At 58.9% G+C, this 23,514-nt stretch carries 18 protein-coding genes, 1 pseudogene and 1 riboswitch; of the genes and pseudogenes, 5 read left to right on the top strand and 14 right to left on the bottom strand.

Annotated features, from left to right (window positions below):
* Positions 1-716 precede the first annotated feature (716 nt).
* The 4 genes and pseudogenes from LARV_RS07930 to LARV_RS07915 form a co-directional block, all read left to right on the top strand.
* Positions 717-989, top strand: a pseudogene (locus tag LARV_RS07930) (transposase); the annotation flags it as partial.
* Positions 990-1,568: 579 nt separating this feature from the next.
* A complete protein-coding gene (locus LARV_RS07925; RefSeq protein ID WP_075073132.1) occupies positions 1,569-2,369 on the top strand; it encodes a DUF2085 domain-containing protein in 801 nt (266 codons plus the stop codon).
* 28 nt (positions 2,370-2,397) lie between these two features.
* Positions 2,398-2,970: a DUF4126 domain-containing protein gene (locus LARV_RS07920; protein WP_083522410.1), complete on the top strand. Its 573-nt coding sequence runs from the start codon at positions 2,398-2,400 to the stop codon at positions 2,968-2,970.
* A 50-nt stretch (positions 2,971-3,020) separates the two neighbouring features.
* Entirely contained in the window at positions 3,021-3,437 is a 417-nt protein-coding gene (locus LARV_RS07915; protein WP_075073131.1) for a hypothetical protein, read from the top strand.
* Positions 3,438-3,489: 52 nt separating this feature from the next.
* Here the strand turns inward: LARV_RS07915 and LARV_RS07910 are convergent, their stop codons facing one another.
* The gene (locus LARV_RS07910; protein ID WP_083522409.1) at positions 3,490-3,969 is read right to left on the bottom strand and encodes a DUF402 domain-containing protein; all 480 of its coding nucleotides are present in this window, start codon (positions 3,967-3,969) and stop codon (positions 3,490-3,492) included.
* A 7-nt stretch (positions 3,970-3,976) separates the two neighbouring features.
* The gene (locus LARV_RS07905) at positions 3,977-5,005 is read right to left on the bottom strand and encodes an ABC transporter ATP-binding protein (RefSeq protein ID WP_075073130.1); all 1,029 of its coding nucleotides are present in this window, start codon (positions 5,003-5,005) and stop codon (positions 3,977-3,979) included.
* A 192-nt stretch (positions 5,006-5,197) separates the two neighbouring features.
* Here LARV_RS07905 and LARV_RS07900 point away from each other — a divergent pair, with 192 nt between their 5' ends.
* Positions 5,198-6,478 (top strand): PQQ-dependent sugar dehydrogenase, encoded by a 1,281-nt coding sequence (locus tag LARV_RS07900; protein WP_075073129.1) that lies wholly within the window; start codon positions 5,198-5,200, stop codon positions 6,476-6,478.
* Between the two features lie 139 nt (positions 6,479-6,617).
* On the opposite strand, the gene LARV_RS07895 is transcribed toward LARV_RS07900, so the two are convergent.
* From LARV_RS07895 to LARV_RS07840, 12 genes are all read right to left on the bottom strand, one after another.
* Positions 6,618-8,300 (bottom strand): ABC transporter permease, encoded by a 1,683-nt coding sequence (locus LARV_RS07895; protein WP_201785897.1) that lies wholly within the window; start codon positions 8,298-8,300, stop codon positions 6,618-6,620.
* Positions 8,297-9,379, bottom strand: a complete 1,083-nt coding sequence (locus LARV_RS07890) for a thiamine ABC transporter substrate-binding protein (protein ID WP_075073128.1) — start codon at positions 9,377-9,379, stop codon at positions 8,297-8,299. Before LARV_RS07890 ends, LARV_RS07895 begins: the two co-directional genes overlap by 4 nt.
* Positions 9,380-9,411: 32 nt before the next feature.
* On the bottom strand, positions 9,412-10,062 hold the full coding sequence (locus tag LARV_RS07885; RefSeq protein WP_075073127.1) for a thiamine diphosphokinase: 651 nt from the start codon (positions 10,060-10,062) through the stop codon (positions 9,412-9,414).
* Between the two features lie 31 nt (positions 10,063-10,093).
* Positions 10,094-10,205: riboswitch (TPP riboswitch) on the bottom strand.
* Positions 10,206-10,288: 83 nt separating this feature from the next.
* Positions 10,289-11,068 (bottom strand): alpha/beta fold hydrolase, encoded by a 780-nt coding sequence (locus LARV_RS07880; protein WP_075073126.1) that lies wholly within the window; start codon positions 11,066-11,068, stop codon positions 10,289-10,291.
* Positions 11,069-11,075: 7 nt separating this feature from the next.
* The gene (locus LARV_RS07875; RefSeq protein ID WP_075073125.1) at positions 11,076-11,450 is read right to left on the bottom strand and encodes a response regulator transcription factor; all 375 of its coding nucleotides are present in this window, start codon (positions 11,448-11,450) and stop codon (positions 11,076-11,078) included.
* On the bottom strand, positions 11,447-18,391 hold the full coding sequence (locus tag LARV_RS07870) for a GAF domain-containing protein (protein WP_083522408.1): 6,945 nt from the start codon (positions 18,389-18,391) through the stop codon (positions 11,447-11,449). The genes LARV_RS07875 and LARV_RS07870 overlap by 4 nt, the downstream gene beginning before the upstream one ends.
* 11 nt (positions 18,392-18,402) lie before the next feature.
* Positions 18,403-19,302 carry a GGDEF domain-containing response regulator gene (locus LARV_RS07865; RefSeq protein WP_075073123.1) on the bottom strand — a complete coding sequence of 300 codons (900 nt, stop codon included), beginning with the start codon at positions 19,300-19,302 and terminating at the stop codon, positions 18,403-18,405.
* A 130-nt stretch (positions 19,303-19,432) separates the two neighbouring features.
* On the bottom strand, positions 19,433-20,710 hold the full coding sequence (locus LARV_RS07860) for a DapH/DapD/GlmU-related protein (RefSeq protein WP_075073122.1): 1,278 nt from the start codon (positions 20,708-20,710) through the stop codon (positions 19,433-19,435).
* A 9-nt stretch (positions 20,711-20,719) separates the two neighbouring features.
* Complete coding sequence (locus tag LARV_RS07855) at positions 20,720-21,274, bottom strand: hypothetical protein (RefSeq protein WP_075073121.1); 555 nt, start codon at positions 21,272-21,274, stop codon at positions 20,720-20,722.
* Positions 21,275-21,288: 14 nt separating this feature from the next.
* On the bottom strand, positions 21,289-22,086 hold the full coding sequence (locus LARV_RS07850) for an alpha/beta fold hydrolase (protein WP_075073120.1): 798 nt from the start codon (positions 22,084-22,086) through the stop codon (positions 21,289-21,291).
* Between the two features lie 21 nt (positions 22,087-22,107).
* Positions 22,108-22,647: a GTP-binding protein gene (locus tag LARV_RS07845; RefSeq protein ID WP_075073119.1), complete on the bottom strand. Its 540-nt coding sequence runs from the start codon at positions 22,645-22,647 to the stop codon at positions 22,108-22,110.
* A gap of 35 nt (positions 22,648-22,682) precedes the next feature.
* The gene (locus LARV_RS07840; protein WP_075073118.1) at positions 22,683-23,495 is read right to left on the bottom strand and encodes a DUF4388 domain-containing protein; all 813 of its coding nucleotides are present in this window, start codon (positions 23,493-23,495) and stop codon (positions 22,683-22,685) included.
* Positions 23,496-23,514 lie beyond the last annotated feature (19 nt).

Genomic DNA, 23,514 nt, shown 5'->3' with positions numbered 1-23,514 from the left:
TTTAGAAAGGTGGGTTTCGGGCAGAAAAGATAGATGATTAGTAACTAATCAAGAAAAAATCCAAAAGCATATTTACATTATCAATATCATGAAGCGTGACATCAATCAGGGGAACCCGATATCCGCATGATGAAAGTCAAGATGAACGTGTTCAGTGGTTTCCACTCAGAAGAAGATGTCGAGATGTTCTGCACGGTTCGTTCGTACTTTTCGATAGCTTACAAGAATGGCCAGTGGATGTAGATTGTTTTGCGCATTGCTTTCATTGAAAAGCCCTACCTCCTCCTTTCGTCGCTCAGCAAGCCTGAGTAGTTACTCAAGAGCCTGCATTTCCGTTTGATTTTTTCACCCTTCTTGATCTATAGGGTGCAATTGTTGAAATTTAGATAACCTCTGATCAATCAATGGTTTACTTTTCCCATTGGGAAATAAATTGAACTAAAGGATGACCACATTCATCTTTCCTATGGCCGCCAGAATACACACAGGATCAGCACGTTAATTTTGTTTGGTTGCCGTTGAATCACACCTGGACTAGTTTGTTTTCATGCGCATCTGCAGTATTGATGACTCATTCTCAAGTTACACCAAATTAGTCGGACACCAGGAACTCGGCGCCGACAACTGTGCCAGCGTGTTTCAGAACCATAAAGGTGAATGGTCCAGCAGCTAAAGTTGCGCCCATTTATTTGACACCTAAATTGATAATAATCACCAAGTACCAGAAGACTGCCTCGAAGCTGGCAGACTGGATGGAGAACAACATACCAGAAGGATTGACGATTTTCTCTTTCCCGGCCGCTCACCAGCGTTTGATTCGCACCACCAATGGGCTGGAACGGCTCAATCGTGAAATCAAACGACGAACCCGGGTGGTAAGCATTTTCCCAAACGAAGGAGCCTGTTTGCGGTTGGTAAGTGCCATCCTGATGGAGACCAGCGATGAATGGGAAGTCGGCAGGCTTTACCTCAACCTGGAAGCAAGGTAGTTTTACTCGATTGAACCTTTACTTTGGAATAACCTGATCGATTTTACAGAAAAAGACTTGCTCAATCACAGGAATTGGTCGATTTTACCCTACAAGAATTCTTTCCAGTAAATGCCTAACATTATTTCTAGTGTATTCCAAACGTCGTTGTAAAAAAAGATGTTGGCTTTATTGATGTTAGCATTAATCACTTCTAAGATTACTTTTTTAACTATTTCTTTCTTCTTAGTTTTTTGCATTGGTACCATAAGTATTTCAGGCACCCTCATTATTGCGGGCCCATTTACAGGCTAACCAGTATTTATGGTGGCACGAGGCTCCAACCTGACAGAAAACTCTACAATGAATGGATACATTCTGATCATTCACATCCTAATAAAATGTCCTTTTGACGAATGCAGCTCAATTACCACCGCCTATAAGAAGCCTGCGCTTTATCACTGTGTTTATTCTTCCAGCGTATCGCCAAACGGCAGAAGGATGTGTTCACCTAGCTATTCAGCTTAATTTTTCGCATCGCCATGCGCACGGGCTCATCTCCTTGCACCCCTCCGCCTCCTATCCTATAATCAGCCCATCATGCGAAACTCACCCCGCCTGAAGACCGCTGCCAAACTGCTGCTCATCGCTGCCATTCTGGCGTTACTCGTGCTCTGGCTGCGCTTCACCCCACCCGGGCTGCTCGGCAAGGCCGACGCGGTCGGTTACGCGGTGTGCCACCGCATCGATCTGCGTTCCTTTCATCTCGGTTCGCGTCCACTGCCGCTGTGCGCGCGCTGTTCGGGCATGTACCTGGGCGCGCTGGCCAGTGCCATCTACCAGCTCCGCAAGGGCCGCCGCGGCGGGCTGCCGCCGCGCAAGCTGTGGCTGCCGCTCGGACTGCTGGGGCTGGCCTTCGCCGTGGACGGGACCAATTCCTACCTGCATTTCTTTCCGGGCTTCCAGGGGCTGTACGAACCCAACAACACCCTGCGCCTGATCTCCGGCACCGGGTTGGGGCTATTGATCCCCACCCTGCTGCTGCCGGCTTTTCACCAGACGGCCTGGGCCGAGCTGGATCCGCGCCCGGCGCTGGATTCGTGGCGTTCGCTGGCCGGCCTGCTGCTGGCCGGCGCCGGGGTGGTGCTGCTGATGCTCAGCGGCAACCCGCTCATCCTTTACCCGCTGGCGCTGCTCAGCTCGGCGACCGTGCTGGCCATCCTCTCGACATGCTACGGGCTGCTGGTTCTCATCGTAGTCCGCGGCGATGGCCAGGCGCGTTCGCTGCGCGACCTGTGGCTTCCGCTGGTCGTGGGTTTCGCCATCGCCCTGCTGCAAACCTTCGCCATCGACTGGCTGCGATTGACTTTTACCGGAACGTGGAACGGATTCAAGCTATAATGCGTATATAGTAGCAAGAGGAACAGGGATGGAAATTCTGGGTATTTTTTCCGCATTTGGGCTTTCGGCCAGCGCCGGGCTGAACGCCTACATTCCCCTGCTGGTGGTCGCCCTGCTCGGCAAATTCACGAACCTGATCCACCTGGAAGAACCATGGAGCGCGCTGACGAGCTGGTGGATCATCGGCCTGCTGATCTTGCTTTCCCTGATCGAATTCTTTGCCGATAAGATCCCGGCTATCAATCACGTCAATGACGCCGTGCAGACCTTCATTCGCCCGACGGCCGGCGCGATTGTCTTTGCCGCCAGCGCGCACGCCATCTCCAACGTGCATCCCGTGCTGGCCCTGGCGCTGGGGCTGCTGGTGGCCGGCAGCGTACACGGCGTCAAGACGCTGGCCGTGCGCCCGGCGGTCACCGCCGCCACCGCCGGCGTAGGCAATGTGCCGGTCAGCATGGCCGAAGATGCCGTTTCGACGGTCGTCTCGATCCTCTCGCTGGTCGTGCCGGTGCTGATCGCCTGCCTGCTGGTGATGTTCACCGCCTGGATCATCTGGCTGCTGTGGCGGCGCGCCAACCGCGAATCCCGAAGTCAATCTTAAATATCGAAAGCCATCATCCTAATCCTAGCCAATTTCAGGGAGAAAAAATTATGGACAGCAATTACAACCCACCTTCCGCGGAACCGCCCTTCGATCCAGACAAATATACGCCGCCGTCTGCTGAACCGCCCGCCAGCGAGCCGCAGATTATCGATGTGAGCGCCAAAGAAACCCCGCCGACTTCCGGCTTCGATTCCGTTCCCGAAAACCTGGCCGGCCAGCCCGCCGGGCCGCAGGGTCCGAGCGCATCGCCCGTACCGCCGGCGGCAGGAAGCACGCCCCCGGCAAAGAGCGGCATGTCCAGCACGACCCGCACCGTACTCATCATCGTCATCGTGGTACTGGCAATTTTTTGCTGCTGCTGCCTGCTCTTCGTAATTTTCGGCGCCTGGTTCTACAACAACGGCGACCGGATAATTAATTCGATTTCAACCAGTCTGCCGGCGCTCCTGGCCCGGTTAGCCTGATCCATTCTTTCTAGAAAAAAACCGCCTCTCAATCGCGAGAGGCGGCTTTTTTTTACGAATGGGCCGGTCGATCCAATCGCACCCGCACCGGCGGCGCAAAAAGGGCCTTCAATTCCTCCAGCGCGGCCCGGGCGCGCCGGTCGTCCTCCGGGCTGAGCGACAGCCGGGCATATTCGTCCTCGTCCAGCACCTCCTGCCGCCCGTCCGGGAATACCAGCAGGTCCAGCGCCAGATCGCGAAAAGAGACCATGCCGTCTTCGATTTCGGCCGGATAGGCGACGTTGCAATACCAGCACTTGATCTGGCCATCGTCGCAGTCATAGATCTCGAGGATGTTATACCAGCGGTCGGCATAATAGGCTTCAACAAAGCGATCTTTCCGCTTCCACAGCATGCCGTGAAAGGGCATATCCGGCCGGTCGAAGTACGCCTCCAGGAGCACCGCGCCCGGCAGGCGTTGTTTGACCCGGCCGTGATAGCAGAAGGTCTCCTGTCCCTGCGGGTTGCGTTTGATGATCGTGATCTCTTCCATGAATTCCTCAACCCAGACAGAGAACGGCTTCCGGAGGCAGGTAGAGTTCCGCCGGTTCGCCTTTGGGGAGCGGCTCCTCCAGATCGAAGCGCAGGGTCAGGTCGCCCGCGCAGCGCAGCTCGACCCGAAAGCGCTCGCCGCGAAACACCGAATCCTCCACCCGGCCCTGGATGCGGTTCCAATCCGCGCCCCGCGCCTGGCGGTAAGCACCGGCCGGGCGCAGCAGCAGGGTGAATGCACCGTTCGGCGGCAGACAGGCCGGTTTGAGCAGGCCCAGCGGCGTCTGCACCAGCCCGGGTGATCCGGCCAGCGCCTGGGCGGGAACCAGATTATCCAGGCCAAGGAAATGGGCCACCCAGGTCGAAGCCGGCCGATTGTAAATCTCGGCGGGCTGGCCTTCCTGTTCGACGCGGCCTTCATGCAGCAGCACCAGCCGGTCGGCGATGGCAAAGGCCTCTTCCTGGTCGTGGGTGACGTAGATGGCCGGGATGCCGGTGGAATGCAGCACCCGGCGCAGTTCATTCCCCAACTGCTCGCGTAAGGCGCGGTCCAGAGCGCCCAGGGGTTCATCCAGCATCAGCAGGCGCGGCTGCGGCGCCAGGGCGCGGGCCAGCGCCACGCGCTGCTGCTCGCCGCCGGAAAGGTCCGTGACCCGGCGTCCGGCGAAACCGGCCAGATTGACCTTCTCGAGTGCATCGACTACACGCAGCCCGATTTCGGCTTTCGACAGCCCCTGCATGCGCAGCCCGAAAGCCACGTTTTCGGCCACATTGCGGTGCGGAAACAGGGCGTAATCCTGGAACATCAGGCCGAAATGGCGCAGGTGCACCGGCACACCGCTGAGGTCCTGGCCTTGCCAGAGGACCTGCCCGCGTTCGGCGGTCTCCAACCCGGCAATGATGCGCAGCAGCGTGCTCTTGCCGCTGCCAGATCTTCCCAACAGGCACACCGTCTCGCCGGCCTGGATTTGAAAGGAAACGCCGTTCAGCAATGGCTGGTTTTCGTAGCTTTTCCAGATATCGCGTATTTCCAGCATGGTTTCCGCTCCACTTTTCTTCAAACGCCCTAATCCTACCACATAACGCCCCCTGCATTTTGAATGCCGACGCCCCTGTCCAAGATGTTTTGCGTTAAGGGTATCGATCTTTGATTTAATTTATAATTATTGTTATATTAATATCCTCTGCGGACATTCGCGTCCGCCCGTAAGAATCGATTCGAGGCAAATATGAAAAAACGAGCCTTCTTTTCCAGGTTCATCAGTCTGGCAGCGGCGGTTTTCACCCTGCTCGTGAGCCTGTCTCAGGTGCAGGCTGCCGGTGGGACGACCGTTTACCTGCCGCTGATTTCTAAATCACCCACCCCCGGCCTGGCGCTGCCGCCCGCGGATGCGGCTTCGGCGCGTCTGACGGTGCCGTCCGGTTTCGCCATCCGGTATTTCACCACCAACGCGGGCGCCAGACCGCGATTGATGGCCATCGGCCCGGACGGCTGGCTTTACGTCGCGCTTTTCGACGGCGGGTCCATCGTTCGCCTGCCAGACGCCAATCACGATGGGTTGGCGGACGGCGTCCAGACGGTGTTGACCGGCCTGACGTATCCGCATAACCTGGAATGGTACGCGGGTTGGATGTACGTGGCCGAGGGCGATAAGATCACCCGCCACAAGGATACCAACGCCGACGGCATCTACGAGACCCACGAAACGGTGACCACCAACATCCCAGGCGGCGGCGCGCACATCACTCGCACGCTCCATTTTGGGCCGGACGGCAAGCTGTACGTTGCCGTGGGCTCGACCTGCAACGCCTGCGACGAGACCGATCCACGCCGGGCAGCCATCCTGCGCTTCAACCCCGACGGCAGCATTCCGAGCGACAATCCCTTCAAGAACGACGCCGATACGCGCAAGCGCCCGCTGTGGGCCTGGGGATTGCGCAACAGCGTCGATTTCCTGTGGGCGCCGAACGGCGAACTGTGGGCCGACCACAACGGCTCGGACGGCATGGGCGACAATCTGCCGCCCGAGGAGATCATCATTCCGGTGCAGGGCAACCACTGGCACGGCTGGCCGGCTTGCTACACCGCCACCCTGGGCGTAAACACCTCGCCCGAAGTCCCCGCGCCGGGCTACAACCTGGACTGCGCGCCAGCCATCCCCGCCCGCTTTACCGACCTGGCGCACTCGGCCCCGCTGGGCATGCAGTTGGGCGCCCCGGCTCCCTTCCCGGCGGCTTACAAGGACGACCTGTTCGTTGCCTTCCACGGTTCGTGGAACACCACCCTGGCCAATGCTCGTGATTGTAAGGTGCAGCGCGTGCTCATCGATAACGGTCAGCCGGTCGGCAGCCAGACTTTTGTCAATGGTTGGCGAGCCGCGGGTGAGACGTGTGCTGGCCCGAATGCCTTCGGCCGCCCCGCCGACGTGGTGACGAACGCCGCCGGTGAGATGTTCATCTCGGATGACGTTTCCGGCGCCATCTACCGCGTCATCTACGTCGGGCCTTAAGGAGACAGCCATAGAGGTCACAGAGAACAAAGAGAGAGGATAGAGGGGCAAAGACAGGTGCAGAATTTTAGATCTTTTCATCCCCTGTCTTGGTATCGCTGTCCTCTCTACGGACTCTCTGCAGGCTCTGTGGTTGTTTCTAGAACGTCTCGCCGCCCAGGCGCTCGATGACCAGGATGCCCAGCGCGCACACCACCAGCAGCAGCGTGGCCATGGCCATGGCCTGGCCGTAATTCAGGCCGCCGGGCTGCGAAAGGAAGCGGTAGATGGCCACCGGCAGGGTGGGCATATCGGTTTGGGCGATGAACGAGGTCGCGCCAAACTCACCCAGCGAGATGGTGAACGAAAATACCGCGCTCACCAGCGCCGCGCGGGCGATGATCGGCAGGTCCACCTCCAGCCAGGCGCGCAGCGGCGAGGCGCCCAGCACGGCTGCCGCCTGCTTCAAGGACTGCGGAATGGAGGCCATGGCCGGCTGCAGGGTGCGCACCACGAAAGGTAGCGCCACCAGGCTGTGCGCGATCGGCACCAGCAGCGGGAAGGAACGCGAATCCAGCGGCGGCTTGTTGAACGCGACGATGAAGCCCAGTCCCAGCGTCACCGCGGAAGCGCCCAACGGCAGCAGCAGCAGGGGCTCGAGCCAGCGGTTGATCTTCGACCGCTGTGAAAGCGCGGCGGCCGCCAGCGAACCCAGGCTCAGGGCGATCACCACAGTGGTCCCGGCGTAAATCAACGAATTGCGGGCGGCCTCGATGGGTGGAACGTAGAACAGCGACCCGCGCCGATTGATGAACAGCTCGCGGTAGTAATCCAGCGTCAGCCCGTTTTGCACCGCGCCACGCTCGCCGCGCGCCCCCTCCAGACGCGCCACCGAACGCAGCCCCAATGCCGCCAGCGGCATCACCAGCAGCGCCACCAGCACGGCCGTCAGGCTGCCCACCAGCAGTCGTTCGCGCCAGGTGCGCGGCTTGCGGATTCCCTCGCCGCGCAGACGCGGCGCCAGAGGCACGGCCCGCTTCCCGCTCAGGCGGCTGTTGAGCGCCGAAATCGCCAGCGTGCAGGCCAACTGCACGGCCGAGAGCAGTCCGGCCAGCGGCAGGTTGAGCATCTGAAGCGCCTGGATGTAGATTTCGACTTCCAATGTGGCATAGCGCGGGCCGCCCAGCAGCAGGACCACGCCAAAGCTGGTGAAATCGAAGAGGAACACCAGCAGCGTAGCCGAGAGCAGCGCCGGGCGCAGCAGCGGCAGGGTCACTTCGCGCAGCGTGCGCAGCGGAGATGCCCCCAGCACACGTGCCGCCTGTTCCAGGCGCGGATCGAGCTGCCCCAGCGCGCTGCCCACCACCCGGATGACGACCGTGGTGTTGTAGAAGACGTGCGCCAGCAGGATGGCGCCCAGTATGTTGAGGATCTGAATGGGTGGGGTCGCCAGCCCGAACCAGTCCATCAACAGCAGGTTGATCCAGCCGCGCGGGCCCAACAGCGCGTTGAAGCTGGCCGCCACCACCACCGTCGGCAGGATGAACGGCAGCGTGGTCAACACGCGCAGCAGGCGCTTGCCAGGGAATTCAAACCGCGCAAACAGGTAAGCCGCCGGCAGGCCGACCACCAGCGTGAGCAGTGTGGATAGGCCGGCCTGCCAGAAGGTGAAACCCAACGGCTGCAGCACGTCCGATCTGCTTACCCGCACGCCGCCCATTTCCGGTTGAAATGCGAGATGAAATACTGTGCCCAGGGGCAGGAAGAAGAACACTCCCAGGAAGAGCAGGGGGATGCTCCACAACCAGACGGCGCGCGGGAAGCGTTTCGGGGATGCGATCACTTCAGGATGGTCTCCGTCCAGGCGTTGATCCAGGCTTCACGGTTGGCGCCGATCTCACTCGGATCGATCGTGGCCGGTTTTGCCGGGATCTGGATATTCTGGGTGAACACATCCGGCAGCTTGGCTTGCGAGTTGACCGGGAAAACGAACATTTGCAGCGGCATATCTTCCTGGAACTTCGTCCCGAGCATGAAATCGACGAATTTTTCGGCCAGCGCACGGTGTTGGGTGCCCTTGAGGATACCCACGAACTCGATCTGGCGGAAGCAGGTGTTATCGCCGACGATCGAAGCGGTCGGCGCGGTCTGCACCGGCGGATCGGCATAGACGACCTCGGCGGCCGGGCTGGAACCATAGGACACCACCATCGGCTGGCTGCCCTTGCCGGATGAACCGCTGAAGTTGGTGTAGTAGGCCGTTTCCCAGTCGTTTACCACCACCAGGCCGTTCTCTTTCAGACCTTTCCAGAAGTCCAGGTATTTATCCGGACCGTACTGGACAATGGTCGCCATGATGAAGGCCAGGCCCGGCGACGAGGTGGCTGGATTTTCCGTCACCAGCAGGCCCTTGTATTCGGGCTTGAGCAGGTCGTCGAGCGTCGCCGGAAGGGCCAATCCCTTATCGGCGAAGTAGGCTTTGTCGTAGTTGATGCACACATCGCCATAATCCACCGGCAGGGCGCTGTTCGTCGCGTCCAGCTTGAACTCGGCCGGGATGTCGGCCAGGAGCGGTGAAGCATAGGGTTCGAAAATACCGGCCTCGAGCGCGCGGCTGAGGAAGGTATTGTCCACGCCGTAGAAGACGTCGGCGCGGGGCGCGTCTTTGGAAAGGATGGCCATATTCAGCGCGGAGCCGGTATCACCGCTCTTGGCGAATTCGACTTTGACGTTGTTTTCCTGCTCGAACTGGCGCACCAGGTCTTCGGTCACCGCAAACGAATCGTGCGTCATCACCGTCAGCGTGACCGGTTCGGCCGTCTGAGCCGCCGCCGGGGTCGTTGCCGGGGTTGCCGCGGGAGCGCAGGCAGACAGGACCAGGCTCAACAGAGCGGCCAGTAAAAATAAACGGGGAAGCTTCATGGGACTCTCCTCTTTTACACACATGCCTTCGGTCAATGTCTTCGCGTGTGGATGCATAGCAACAGCCCGGAACGCAGGGATACTCCTGCGCTCTCGCCGGTCATTTCGTTGCTGATGCCACGCGTTTTATCCGGATACAGTGTTTCATCGTTCAGCGGAAAGCGCAGGTCGCGGGTCTTTACGCCCACCGCCGGGCCGTTCAACGGCAGCAGCGAGACGATTTCACCCGCCCGCCCGCGCAATTCCGTCTGCTCGCGGATGAGAAAGACCTCCTCCATACCGTCCTCCAGGCGAACGTCCAGGCCTGCCAGTTCGGGGCGCATCAACAGGAACAGGTTGCCCAGGGTCTGGTCCAGGCGCCCACCCAGGGCCGCAGCCAATACGATCCTGCGGCTGCCCGTTTGCAGCGCGGCCTGCAGGGCCAATTCCAGGTCGGTTTCGTCTTTCTCGCGCGGGTAACGCCGCAGCTCGGCGCCGTTGTCCGCCGCCCAGTGCACATCTTCGGCGTTGGCCGAATCCAGGTCGCCGATCAACAGGTGTGGGGGCAGGCCCAGGCGGCGCAAGTGATGAAGCCCGCCGTCGACGGCGATCAACACATCCTCTGGCCGCAACAGAGCCGCCATTTTTCCGGGGCTGCGCAGCCGCCCGTTGACGAAGATGACAGCGCGTTTTGCTGTTGGCATAAAAAAACACCCTGCCTTAGGAGGGTGTTTGACATTTTGCTCTCGACTTCCCTCCGCCGGCATTATCCGGATCAGGTTATAAGGGTCGAGGACTGGTTGTCCTCCTCTCAGCCCGGTTCACCGGGCTCCCCGTACTCAATTGTATGCGTAGTATAGCCCCAAACAGGAGATTGTCAAGACATCCGATGGTAATAAAAAGCCAGTCGAATGCCACACCGGGCTGTAATCAACGCACCCGGCGCTTCCATTCCTCTTTCAACTGCAGGTTGCGCGGACTCTCGCCGGACGCCAGGGATAGAAAATCGACGATCAGGCGGTTGAATTTGTTGGCGTCGTCCATCATCGGGAAGTGCCCGCCCGGATCGAAAAGCACGGCATGCGACTGCTCGGGCAGTTCGTTGAGTTGTTCGGGCCGCGGCGCGAGCACGGCCGGATCGTTGACGCCGTTCACCAGCAGACACGGCGTTCCGAACTGGCGCCATGCGCCGTCCAGGTTGGGCTGCCGGTTGAACGAAGACGATACCACGCCCGGATCGGCCTTGGGCAGTTCCGCCCGGGCCGCGTCTGCAGCCGGTACGCGCGGCAGCAGCCAATCCGCCAGATCCGCCGGCGTCGATGTCCGCAGGCGGGCCGCCAGGTTGCTTTCTTCCAACGGGTAGGAAACCGCCATGAGCCGATCGACCACCTGCGGATTCTTCCAGGCGTAGGCCATGGCCGCGATGGCGCCCAGGCCGTGCCCGACCAGTACCACCCGCCCGATGCCCATCTTCTCCAGAAAGCCGTCGATCAGGCCCATCTGCTGGTCTATTTCGTAATGCTGGGTCTTGGAGCTGTCGCCAAACCCCCATAGGTCCAAAGCATAGGCGCGGTAAGAAATCGAGGTGGCTTGCATGGCCGGCAGCCAGTAACGCCATGACCCCACCCAACCGTGCAGGAAAACGACCGGCTTCCCGCGGCCGAGAACTTCATAATGTGCACTGCCCGAATCCAGAAAGACAACACTCATGATGGGGTTATTTCCCGAACTGCGTCAACAATGATTTTACGCGCTGCACCAATTCGTCCGGTGCGAAGGGCTTGAGTAAATATTCGCTCGCGCCCGCATCGAATCCCGTGCGAATCTCGGAATCCTGGCCTTTTGCGGATAGAAAGACAACCGGAATGTGTGAAAGCTGCGGGTCGGCCTTGATGTGCGTGCAGGCTTCATAGCCCGTCATGCGCGGCATGCGCACGTCCATCAGGATCATATCCGGCATTTCCTGCGGCGCCGCCTGTACGGCCTCGGCGCCGTCGGCCACGGTGACCACATCGAATCCTGCAAAGCGCAGGGTAAAACCGATCAAATCGCGAATATCGCGCTCGTCTTCTGCAACCAGGATTTTTGTCATGCCAGTTCTTCCTCCGCTTTTGTTACCGGCAGTGTGAAGGAGAATATCGAGCCTTCACCCCGCACGCCAGCGCTGTGGAACCAGATGCGCCCGTGATGCATCTCGACCAGGATTTTGCTGATGGCCAGTCCCAGGCCGGTTCCGGCGGTCGCCAACACCAGAGGATCATCCCCACGATAGAAGCGCTGGAAAATTCGCGCCTGTTCTCTCGGTTCGATACCAATACCCTTGTCGATTACGTCGATTTGAACCTCATCGTCGCCTGCGGCAAAAATATGCACCCGCACCACGCCGTCTTCTGGCGAATAGTTGTAGGCGTTGTTCACCAGATTCGCCATCACCTGCTGGATGCGTTCCATGTCGCCATCGACCTGCGGCAGATTCGCTTCAACCTCGGCCTCGACGGTCATCGGCTTGTTCTCTTCACGCGAACGGCGCTTCAGGTCAGCCGTCACGTCCGCCGCGATTTCAGCCAGCGACAGGGGCTGCAGGCTCAGGGTCACGCGCCCGGCTTCGATGCGCGAGATATCCAGCAGATCGTTCACCAGCACGTTCAGGCGCTCGCTGTTCGTCTTCACCACATCCAGGAAATGATTCTGCTGGGCAGTCAACTGCCCGGCGGCGCCCATCAGCATGATCTCGACATAACCCTTGATCGAGGTCAGCGGCGTGCGCAGTTCATGGCTTACATTGGCTACGAATTCCGATTTCAAGCGGTCGACCTGCACCTCGTGGGTGATATCCCGGAAGATGGAAACCGTACCCAGGAAATCGCTGCGCCAGGAGACCGGCGCCAGGTGTACCGAGATGACCTGGTCATTTTCCAGGCTGATCTGTTCAGAATAACTTTCGGCGCCGGTGGCGCTCTGCGGATTATTCGACCACTCGTGAATCGTGTGGCTCCAGGTACGCGCGGCGCGGCCGAACACGCCCAGGAAGCTATCCAACGATTGGCCAATTACATCGGTGTTCTTCAGGCCCAGGATACGCTCGGCTGAAGCGTTGAACAGGGTGATGGTGTTATTCGCATCGGTTACCACCACACCATCCGCAACGGCTTCCAGGATGGCGCGCGAACGGCTGGCTTCGATCTGCTGGTCGCGCAGCATTCCACCCAGGCGTTCGGATTGATCGCGGATCAGGTTGAACACCTCGGCGTTGTTGAGTGCGATGCTGATCTGGCGCGCGGCAGCTTCCACCAGGGCCGCCTGTTCGACGATGAAGGCCTTGGGTTGGCGGTGCAGCAGCAGCAGTGTGCCCAGAAAATCTGCGCCCAGAATTAACGGCACCGCCAGCATGGAAGCATACGCCGCGGATTTCGCCTCGGGTAAATTCCAACGCGCGTCGTTGTGCATATCGTCGACCAGGGCCGGGACGCGTTCCTTGCTCATCCAGCGAGCGATGTCATTTTCGAGTCTGGAAAGGGCATTCACATCCACCAGCGGCTCACCGGCCTGGAAGCGGCTGCCGGTCTGGCTCATCAGGATGACGGATTGTTCCGAACCCAGCGATTCGTTCAACACGGCCAGCGTACGGTTGAGCACCAGTCCCATTTCCAGGCTGGCCGAAAGCTCGGTGGTGACCCGCAGCAGGGTCTGCGAATTGCGATGCTCGCGGCTGAGTTCAGCCGTGCGTTCGTCGACGCGTTTTTCGAGATCCGTTGTCAGGTGGCGGGTTTCAGCGAACAGGCGCGCATTTTGAATGGCAATGGCCGATTGGTTCGCGATCGTACGCGCCAGCTCGATCTCGGGGGGCGAGAAACGGTATTCTCTCTGCGATTCGAGCAGCAGCCAACCCTGCAGACTGCCCGCGGTGACCAGTGGAACCACCAGCAAGCTTTGCGTGCCGTGCGCGTTCAGGTACGCATCCATCAACGGCGCCACTTCAGGCTCCAGATTTGCATTGCTGGTGCTGAAAATGCCATGCGATTCGCTCAACCGCTCCAGAAGCGGCACAGGCGGCAATTGGCGGGGCAGAGTCGAACTGGATTCGGGCAATTCGCTTTGCAGGGTCAGTCTGGCGTGGGCATCCGTCAGAATTACCGCCGCGTGCGCGCCGCCCAGCGCGCTCAGGAACTGCTCCAGGCATAATTTGAAGATCAGGTCCACTTCCAAGGTTGCACTCAGCTCGGAGGAGAAGCGGTTGAGCAGTTGCAGGCGCTGGCTGCGCCGGTCCAGTTCCCCCGCGCGGCGCTGACTTTCCTCGAACAGGCGTGCGTTTTCCAGCGCGACCGCCGCCTGACCGGCGAAGGTCGTGGCCGCCTGAATATGCTCCGGCGAATAATAACCGGCTTCGTCCTTTTCGAGCGCGATGACGCCGGTGAGTTCCGATTTCGCCAGCAGTGGAATGCCCAGCCAGCTCAGGTAATCCGGCTCGATCAGGCTGGGGAAGCGCGAATCAAGACGCACATCCGCCACCGAAAGGGCCTGCTCGGTGCCGATCATCTCCTGGAACAGGGCGCTGTCTTCCACCGCCACCGCCAGGCCGGCCCGGCTCTCATTGTCATCGAAACCGGTCGTTGCCGCCACGCTCAACTGGTCGCCGTCGCGCAGCCAGAGTGTGGCCGTGTTATACGGCACGACCGAGCCCAGTTGATCGAGCAGTGAATCGATCAAATCGTCGGATTGCAGGCTGGAAGTAATGGTGCCGGCCACCTCGTTCAGCGCCTGCATCTGGGCGGCGCGGTTCTCGGAGGATTGGAACAGACGGGCGTTTTCCAGCGCCAGCACCGTCTGCTGCGCCAGGGATTGCAGCAACGCCTCGTCCTCGACGGTAAACGAAGCCGGTGAGACGAAATCTTCCAGCACCAGAACGCCCAGCGTGCGGGCGCCGAACTGCAGCGGCACGGCCATGCTGGCGACCGGCAGGCGGCCGCCGGTGGCATGTTGGTAATGCAGCAAATCTTCAGGCGGCAGCGGGTACTCGCTCGCAAACCGGAGATCGCCTATGCGCAGCAGCTTTTCCTGCTTCAAGACCTTCACAGGCAGCGCGGGCGGTTCCATGGCCAGATCGAAATGCATGGCCAGCAGATCTTCCACATCTCGGTAACCAACGGCTGCGCGCGGGACGAGCCGATTTTCCTTCTCCGACACCAGCCCCACCCAGCCGGCTTGCGCGGCCGGCAGAACCCGCATGGCGGTTTCCACGAGAATCCGCAGGATACCCTCGGGATTCAGGTTGCCGCTCAATTGGTGCGCGTAATCCAACATCAAATTGACCTCGCTCAACCGTTGGCGGGTCTGATTCAGACGCTCGACGTTCTGCAAAGCCATGCTCACCTGGTGGGTCACCTGGGTGATTACACGCCGGTCCTCATCCGTAAAGGATGGCATGGCCCGCGGCCCGATGCCCAACAGAACAGCCCGCCGGTCGGAGGCAATTTCGAACGGCATGGTGATGAAACTGCGCGCGTTCAACGCTGCCAGAAGCGGCGAGTTGCGCCATTCATTTTCGGCCTCGAGGTCGGCCGTCAGCAGCATTTTTCCGTCCTGCAGCGTCTGGCGCAGAGGATTCCGTTGCCCAAAAAGCGCTTCGGGATTCGCTCCGGCCGGCAGATTGCCAATCCGATCCACCAGACGCGGCCCGGTCGGCGTCGACTCGCCAACGAGCACACTTTGCAAATCGAAGCGCGCGATCATCTCATTGGCCATCGTGCGCAAGGTCTCGCGGGTATCCTTCTGGCTGGCAGCCTGCCCGCTCAATGCCATACCGGCTTTGATGCGTTCCATGCGGCAGTTCAGGTCCCGAATGCGCATGGTCTGGTCCAATTGCTGGTGCATCAACACCGGCAGGCTCTCGCGAGCGCTGCGCGCGGCCTGCTCCTGGCGCTCGTAATCCGTTTGCAGATACTGCAAACGGCTGCGCAGGTCATCCAGCGTGCGCTGGTTTTCCAGCACCAGCGCCACCTGGTTTGAAAACAGGTTGAGCACGTCGAACGTGGCCTCATCCGGGCGCTGTCCGTTATTCGGCGCATCCAGTGAAATCAGGCCCATCGGCTCACCGTCCGCCGTGAAAATGGGCACGCAGAGGATGTCATCCGGATTCCAGGCATTGCGGGTCGGATTATCGTCCGCATCCAACACCGTCACCATATGCACGTCTGCGGGCGGCTCGGGTAACTGATCGGCGGGGATGAAATACGAACTGCCGCAGCGGTATTCCGATTTCAGCAGGTTTTGCACGCTTTGCCAGGGAACCACCCGCGAACGCAGCTCTTCCCAGGCATCCGCCGGGATCCCGGAACCGTGCAACCGCACCAGTTGTTTCGTGTTGGGGTTTACGGAGCTGATCAGCACGGTTTGGAAAGGCGTGGCGTCCTGAATGGCATCGGCAATGGCCTTCAGAGCGTCCTGGAGGCTCATGTTGGGCCGCAGGGCGGTGCCGGCCTGGAACAACTTGCCGAGGGTGCCCAACTGGCCCCGCAACTTTTCGCTGCGGTGGGCCAGATCGTCATACTGCAATGCATTTCCCAAAGCGACGGCAGCCTGGGCCGCCAGAGACTGGGTAATTTCGACCGCGCCATCATCGAAGCGATTGCGGGCTTCCGCGTGCAATTCGATCAATCCGGCCGTCGCCTGATGATAGATCAACGGCACGATCAATATCGATTCGATGCCCGGGTGCGGCTGGGCCGACTCCTCTACATCCGTGCATTGGATGATGACCGGTTCACCCCTCCGGTAGACGGTCATTTCCTGTTCCGACAGGCTGGACCGGGGTGTACAACCCACGAATTGGCGGATGCGGGGTTCCTCATCCTCTTCCGGCTGCTCGAAAAGCAGTACCGAAGCGCATGTCGCCCGCGTGGCGTGCAGGGTCTCTTCGTGGATCAGCTTCAACAGATCCGTCAGATCAAGCGATGTGCTCAGTTCGCGGCTGATGCGGGTGAGCGCCGTCAACTGCTCCAGACGCCGGCGCAGGCCTTCGTCGGTTTGCACGGACAGGAACGCCTGCTCCACCACGCCGGCGAGTTGGCCGGCGGCGGTCGAAATTGCCTGCAAATCCGGCTGGGCAAAGTTTTCACCGGCCCGGCAGCCGAACCATAGTTCACCCACCCCTTCATCGCGCACCACCAGCGGCACGGCGACCACGGATTCGGCCTGCCACTCGGCCAGCAGCGTCTGAAAGAAGGGCACGATGGTTGTTTCATTGCGCTCTTCCGAGAAGTGCTTCACGAGAAGCCCGTGCTGGCTGCCGGTCAGGGTGAATGGGAATTGCGGATCCTCGACGCGCAGCCGGTAGATATGGTCTGCCCGGGCGCCGTCGCTGCCGAAAAGTGAAGCCGGATGCAGGCACAATTCACTGCGATCCTGGTTGAGCAGAAAGGCCGCGCCGGAATCGGCTCGCAGCAGGCGCGCCAATTCCTGAATCGAGAAATGCAAAATTTCATCCAGGGTCGCGGTGGAACTCGTCAGGCTCGAAATCCGGCGCAGCGCTTCGGCGCGTTGGGCGCGCTCGCGGGACTGTTGCACCAGGGTGGCGTTCTCGATGATGGGCGCCGACTGGTTGGCGATGATCATCAACAGGTGCAATTCGTCCTGCGTAAAGACGGAACTGCCGTCGACATGATTCGACGCCTGCAAATAGCCCAGCATACGGCCGCCGGACGTTAAGGGGATCAAGACCGAATCGTGCAGGCTGGCGCCCTGCGCCAAGTCGTCATAACCCAGGGCAATCCACTGGGGGTCTTCCATCGCATTTTCGGTGATGATCACGTCCTGATCGAGCAGCGTCTGCTCTGCCTGGCTGCCGGGAGCAACTTCGGCCCGGTAATACGTCTCGATGAATTCCGGCGGCAATCCATAGAATGGATTCTGTCCATCCAGCGTACGGGTGGTTTCCTTGTACAACAGGAAGCCAAAAATTTTAACGCGCAGCAGCGGCGCGGTGCTTTGGACCAGCTTGCCGAACAGCCCGCGCGGTTCGCGAATGGAACTGAAAGCCTGCGCCAGTTGCGACAGGCCGGATAGCTCCGCCGACCGGCGCTGCTCTTCCTGATAGAGCAGGGCGTTGTGGATGGCCGTGGCGGCCTGCCCGGCCACCAACTCCAGCATTTCGAGATCATCTTCGGAAAAAGTGCCGGCTGTCAGCGAGCCCAATTCCAGGGTGCCGATCAGCTCTTCGCCGGCCAGCAGCGGCAATCCCAGATAAGACCGTACCGGCGATGACAGCGAATCTGCGACCGGGCGAAGATCGCTGCGCTGTTCCACATCCGGGATGACCAGTGGTTTTCGCTCGCGCGCCAGATAACCGGTGTAACCTTCGTCCGCCGGATAGCGCTGTTTGTTTTTCTCGAGGTGGCGATCCAGCCCTGCCAGGCCGATCATTCGATAGGGAATGAAATTCTCATTCCGCTTGTCCCAAAGCGTCACTTCCAGCACGTCCGTGGGCAGCAATTTGGCGACATTTTCCAAAATCGCTTCGAGCGTCGCATCCAGGTCCAGGCTGGAGCCCATCGCCTGACCCATCTGGGTAAAGAACTGCAAGGATTCTGCGCTGGCGTTCCCCTGCCGCCCGCCGAGCTCAGGGAAACGAATGGTCAGCAGGATCACGGGCTGGGGACCGGTATGCAAATAATAAGAGGTCGCTTCCGCCAGGCGCCCATCCAGGAGGAAACGCCCGTGGCCTTCCGAGGCGCACAGGGTCAGGAATTCCTCACCCGGCCGCACCCGGCGCGCCAGCACCTCCAGGTCCGGGGGTTCGTTTTCATCCAGCCGGAAGACTTCCCGCGCGCGCTGATTGATCTGAGATACCCGACCACCCAGTTGAACAACAATCCATGCGTCCTGATGCGGTGAAAGGACGCCATTCACCGGCGATGCAGCTTTCTCCAGATCGGTTTTATTCACCCATGGAGAACGCAAAGCCAGACGGGTGAACAGCCAAAGCGCCACCCCCAGCACCCCCAACACCAACCCAAGGACGTACGGATTAGATCCCATTCAGGCCGTTTCTATGCGATGTTCGATGAATCCAGACGGCGTTCCTCGGCTGCCAATTCGGTAATTTCTCGAATGTCCGAGAACATATGCGTGGAAGGCGAGACCAGGCCGACGCCCAATGTCATCAAGGGCGCCTGCTGGGCTTCACTATTCTTGTCGGTGAACTGAACGAAACCCTGTTCGCGGTCCATGAAGTTGTAATGCGTTTGAACTTCTTCGGAGAAACGCGATTTCAGGCGTTGTTTGATCATCGGTGCGGTCTGGTCGGAGGAGATGATGACGAAATTATCGCCGCCGGCATGTCCGATGAAGTCAGCGTCGCTGCCCAGCTCATCCACCACCTCACCCAACAGCATGGCGGTAAAGCGCAGCACGTCGTTGGCGGCAATGAAGCCATAGACATCCTTGAAGGGCTCGAAGGCGTTGATGCGGATATCCAGGAAGCTCCAGCCCTTGTCGCGGATTACCCGGCGCAGTTGATCTTCGATCAATCGCCCGGCGGGCAGACCGGATTGCGGGTCGGTGAGGCTCTCGCGCTCCGAACGCGCCAGCGCGTTCTGCACATACAGCTTCAATTCTTCGATATCGAAAGGCTTGGTGATGTAATTATCGGCGCCGAGTTCCAGGCCTTTCAACTTATCGCTGCGTTCATCTTTCTGGGTGAGAAAGATGACCGGGATGTGACTGGTGCGGGTGTTGGTGCGCATGATCCGGCACACTTCGTACCCATCGACATCCGGCAACATGATATCCAGGATGATGAGGTGCGGCATCACATGCCGGGTCTTTTCCACCCCATCCATGCCGCGCAAAGCCGTATCGACATCATATCCCTGTGCGGTGAAATAGATGCGCAGCATATTGGAAATATCAGGATCATCTTCCACGATCAGCAGGCGGGCTTTTCCCATACTCTCCTCCCTGGGTGCTTATTGACGGTGGGCCGTGCAGGCCCGGATTTGTTCAGTAATGGACATTGGTTTTGACTCACGTTCCTGAAATCTTTCGAAACCGATCAAGATATCTTTTTTCGCTCCCGTGTTACCAGCTTTCTTCGACCACTTCACGATGGCGTGGATATCGTTGATGATGGTTGTGTTGAAAATGCAGCTTGTGGTGGTCGCTTTCTTCGTACGTTACATCGTGCTGGATCACCCGCCGTTCCGGGCTGGCGAACAGCACCACATCCGACTCGATCGTACGCGCCGGATAAATGATCATGCCGGCGCCGATGCGACAGTTATGCCCCACGCAGCCGCCCAGCACGGGCCGATTGGAATCATGCAGTTCGCCGTGTCCATCGCGGGCGCGAATGGTGCCAGACACCAGGTTGAAATCGGTGAACGTGCTGCCCGCGCCGATGAAGGAATTTCGGCCCACCACGCACATTTGCAGGCAGGTGTTCTGCGCAACCATGCTGTTATCCATAATGGTCGTCATGAACAGGGAGGCGCGGAAGGGCAGGAAGGTGCCGTCGCCGACCACCGAAAGCATCAGCTGGCAGCCCTGAGAGACATTGACATTGTCGCCGATGATGCTGTTTTCGATCACAGCGCCCGCCCCGATGGTCACGTTGTCGCCGATGGACGTGGGGCCGTGAATGACAGCCGTCGGATCCACCGAGACGTTCCGGCCCATCATGACCAGCTTGGAGCATTCCAAAACCTGGCGGCCCTCGTACAAACTGGTCGCCAGAATGCGCAGTTTGAAGCCCAGATCCTCATTCAGGCGTTTTTCGAAGCGCGCGCCGCGTCCGAACAGGCCGAAGATCATATCCGCCACGAAAATGTGTACCCACGAATCGATGGCGATCAGACTGCGCAGCGGCACCCAGTACACCAGGTCGCCGGAATCGCTGGCCATGTAGGTTGGAATATGATAATAACCAATCTCGCGCGCCTGCAAATCGATCACCAGCGGGTCGGCCTCGGGCTCAGGACCATTGGGGTAATACCACAAATCCGCCAGATATAATCCACCCGCCGGGGTGTAGGAGCTGGACAGAGGCAGACAATGTTCGCGGAACGCCGGATCGTTGATTGTGAACGCCGCCCGGCAGGCCCGTTTCCGTTTCGTGGCCTCGGCAAGAAAAGCGCGAATATAGAATTCATCGAACCAGAGATTATCCCGGTAGACAAGGCACGCCTGTCGGGTTTGTGGCAGCCGTTCGTTTGGGGGCAGTTCCATTTCGCGGGTGGTATAGGGCGCCAGCGCGTCCCGCTGCGCCAGCCAGAGCGGCTTGTTTTGAATGCGCAAATCGCGAGCGGGTTCGTTGAAAGGCGGGACTAATCGCGTGGACTGCAGGATGATCTTCAGCATCTCAGGCTCTCAATCCAGGGGTCTCTGATCCATCTTTAACACACAGACGGTTTTGTCCATCACTTCCCGAACGTTGTAGACCTTCCCGCCACCCGACCAACTCATCAATTCCTGGGCCATTCCGGCCAGAAAATAAGCGAAGCCATTTTGAATCCAGTAGACTTCTGCCGTGGATCCCAGGCTGATCCGCCAGTAATAAGCATTATTATCGGCATCCAGTTGGATATCTGCGCCGCATTCCTGGCCCAGTTTTTGGCTGACGGTTTTCAACCCGGTTCTGAGGCGTTTGGCGCTCGGCAGCAGGTGAAAATCCAGGCCGGTGAGGTTCAAATCCCTGCCGTAGGAATTCAAGAAATATTTGAAAGCCGCCTGTCCCATGCGCTGGGCAATTCCCTTGCTTCCATTCGGCCCGTAATTTTTCTGCAGTGCATCGATCCATTTTTCGATGTCGACGCCATTGCGCGGGGATACCGGTAAATTTGCAGCATCCGCCTCTCCGAGCACGTCCACTGCTGCTTCGGAAATCACCCGGCTGAAAGCTATACTGCAGGATAAATTTGTCATTTTCTCTTTTCTATTTAGATCTGGCCGGTCGGTGCGTCGAGAAAATCTTTCAAAACCGGCATAAAGGTCTTGGGTTCATCCAGCATAATAAAGTGCCCGGCGTTGGGATATCTTTCGATCTGGGCGTCTGGCAGGCTTTCCTTGAGCACTTTCCATTCATTCGGGCTGACGATATTATCCCGATGGCCAAACATCCCCATCACCGGTACCTGGATTGTATGCATATCAGGGCGCAGGTCCGTGCGGCGCAGCGAAGCGATGCTGGTGAGAAACGATTCGACCGTCGTTTTGGATAGATCCCGGTCCATCATGGCCGGGAAGCGCGGATCGCGGCAGATGTAGGGGGAAGCCAGGCGCATTGCGGCCCGAAAGGCCGGGAAAAAAGTAAACAATGGCTTCGCGACCCACTTCATTCCGGCAAACTTAAGCGCCAACGCCAGCGACGAACCGTTCACTGGCGATCCGATGATCACCACTTTTTGCGCGCGCTGCGGATAATGGATGGCCACCGACAGACTGACCGTGCCGCCCATGCTGTGCCCGACCAACGGGGCGCTGGTGATGCCGAGCTGCTCCATGAACTGATCCACCAGGGAAACAAAATCCGGCACCAGGTAAGTATTCAGCTTCTTGCCCGATTCGCCGAAGCCCCAGAAGTCCAGCGCATAAGTGCGGTAATACTGGCCCAGGTATGTCATGGTCTCTTGCCATAACCCCCAGGAACCCAGCCACCCATGTAAAAGGATGACGGGCTTCCCCCGACCATAAACTTCGTAATGAAGAATTCCCTGGTTTGTCGTGATGGATGACACGGCGATATGCCGGGCAATGGGCTACGACCCGCCCGCCTCCATTTCAGCGAGGATGCTGTAGAGCAGTTCCAGTAGGACTTTTTTGACCTTCTCTTTATCGGTGGCGATGACCGGCAGGAATCTCACTTTGGAATCCAGGCGCAGTGCAACGCGCATATCATCGAGATCCCAGGCCTCATCCATATCCTGCTTGTTCGCGGCCACCACGTAAGGCGTCGGCGCGTAGGCCCGGAAGGTTTCCAGAATGGAGCGAGCCTCGCGGAAGGTCTCAGGACGCGAGCTGTCGACCAATACGACAAAGCCCAGCATACCCTCGGAAAGGATTTCCCACATAAAATCAAAGCGCTTTTGTCCAGGTGTACCAAACAAATATAGGACCAGATCGTCATCCACCGTGATACGCCCGAAATCCATCGCCACTGTGGTGGTCGATTTCACTTTCTCCGCTTCAGCGGAGATCTTCCTCTCCGTAGATACCACGTCGATTTCACTGACCGAACGGATAAACTCCGTCTTTCCTGCGTTGAAAGGGCCAGTAACCACGATTTTAACCGTCTGCATAAGCGATTGTTCCTTCGAAGAGAAAGGTAAAGATATTAAATCGTGCGAATCCGGTTGATCAAACGATTGACTAACGACTTTTGCTCATCTTTATTGGTCGTTGGGAACATACGTTGATTGGTCAGGGGCACACCACCCGGACGGACGATTTCGACCAAACCCGCCTGCAGCAGGCCGTAGACAACCCGCCGAATTTCCAGGTCATTCATCTTGGTGGCATGGGCAATCTGGCGCATCGTATTCTTGGGGTTGACGTACGATACCACCCGCCACTCTTCCACGCTCAAATTAATATTGCGCAAGTTCGTCCCCGGGCGGTCCATAAATTTCAAGGCCATGTCGAGACTGGGGATTTCTTCCTGAAGTTGTTCCCACTCGCGCAATTGCCGGGCGCCCTCGATGATGAGGTTTTCCAGGTCGATGCGCATGGGAATATGATCGGCCGGCGGAAGTTGGTCGGCTTCGAAGTGGAAATAACCCTCGACCCAGGTAAACAACCTCCGCACAACTCCGATAAAATATTGCTGCAGGCTGTCGAGGATATCGGTTTGGTTGAGATAACCGGCGTTGATCAGGAGCAGTCCCAATTCCTTGTCGTTCATCTGGTTGGCGCGTTCTTTGATCATGCGATATTGGGCCGCTGAGATCTTATTGCTGCGCTGGAGAATCGCCGCCAGGCTGTTATCTTCTTTTCCGATCTGGGCGTAAGCCAGCTTGCCCTCGCGGAAAGCCACCCAGGCCACATCGCCCGGGCTTTCGATCACCAGGGTACCGGTTTTTTTCGCCAGATTGATGAGATTAAGCAACTGCGTAATGGTAAAATCGCGCAGGTTTCCCCTTAATGCCATGTGGGCCTCAATCCTTGCA

Origin of the sequence: Longilinea arvoryzae, assembly GCF_001050235.1 — a bacterium.
Lineage (GTDB): Bacteria > Chloroflexota > Anaerolineae > Anaerolineales > Anaerolineaceae > Longilinea > Longilinea arvoryzae.
The sequence above is the reverse complement of the archived record's forward strand: the minus strand, read 5'-3'. Positions and strand labels throughout refer to the sequence as shown.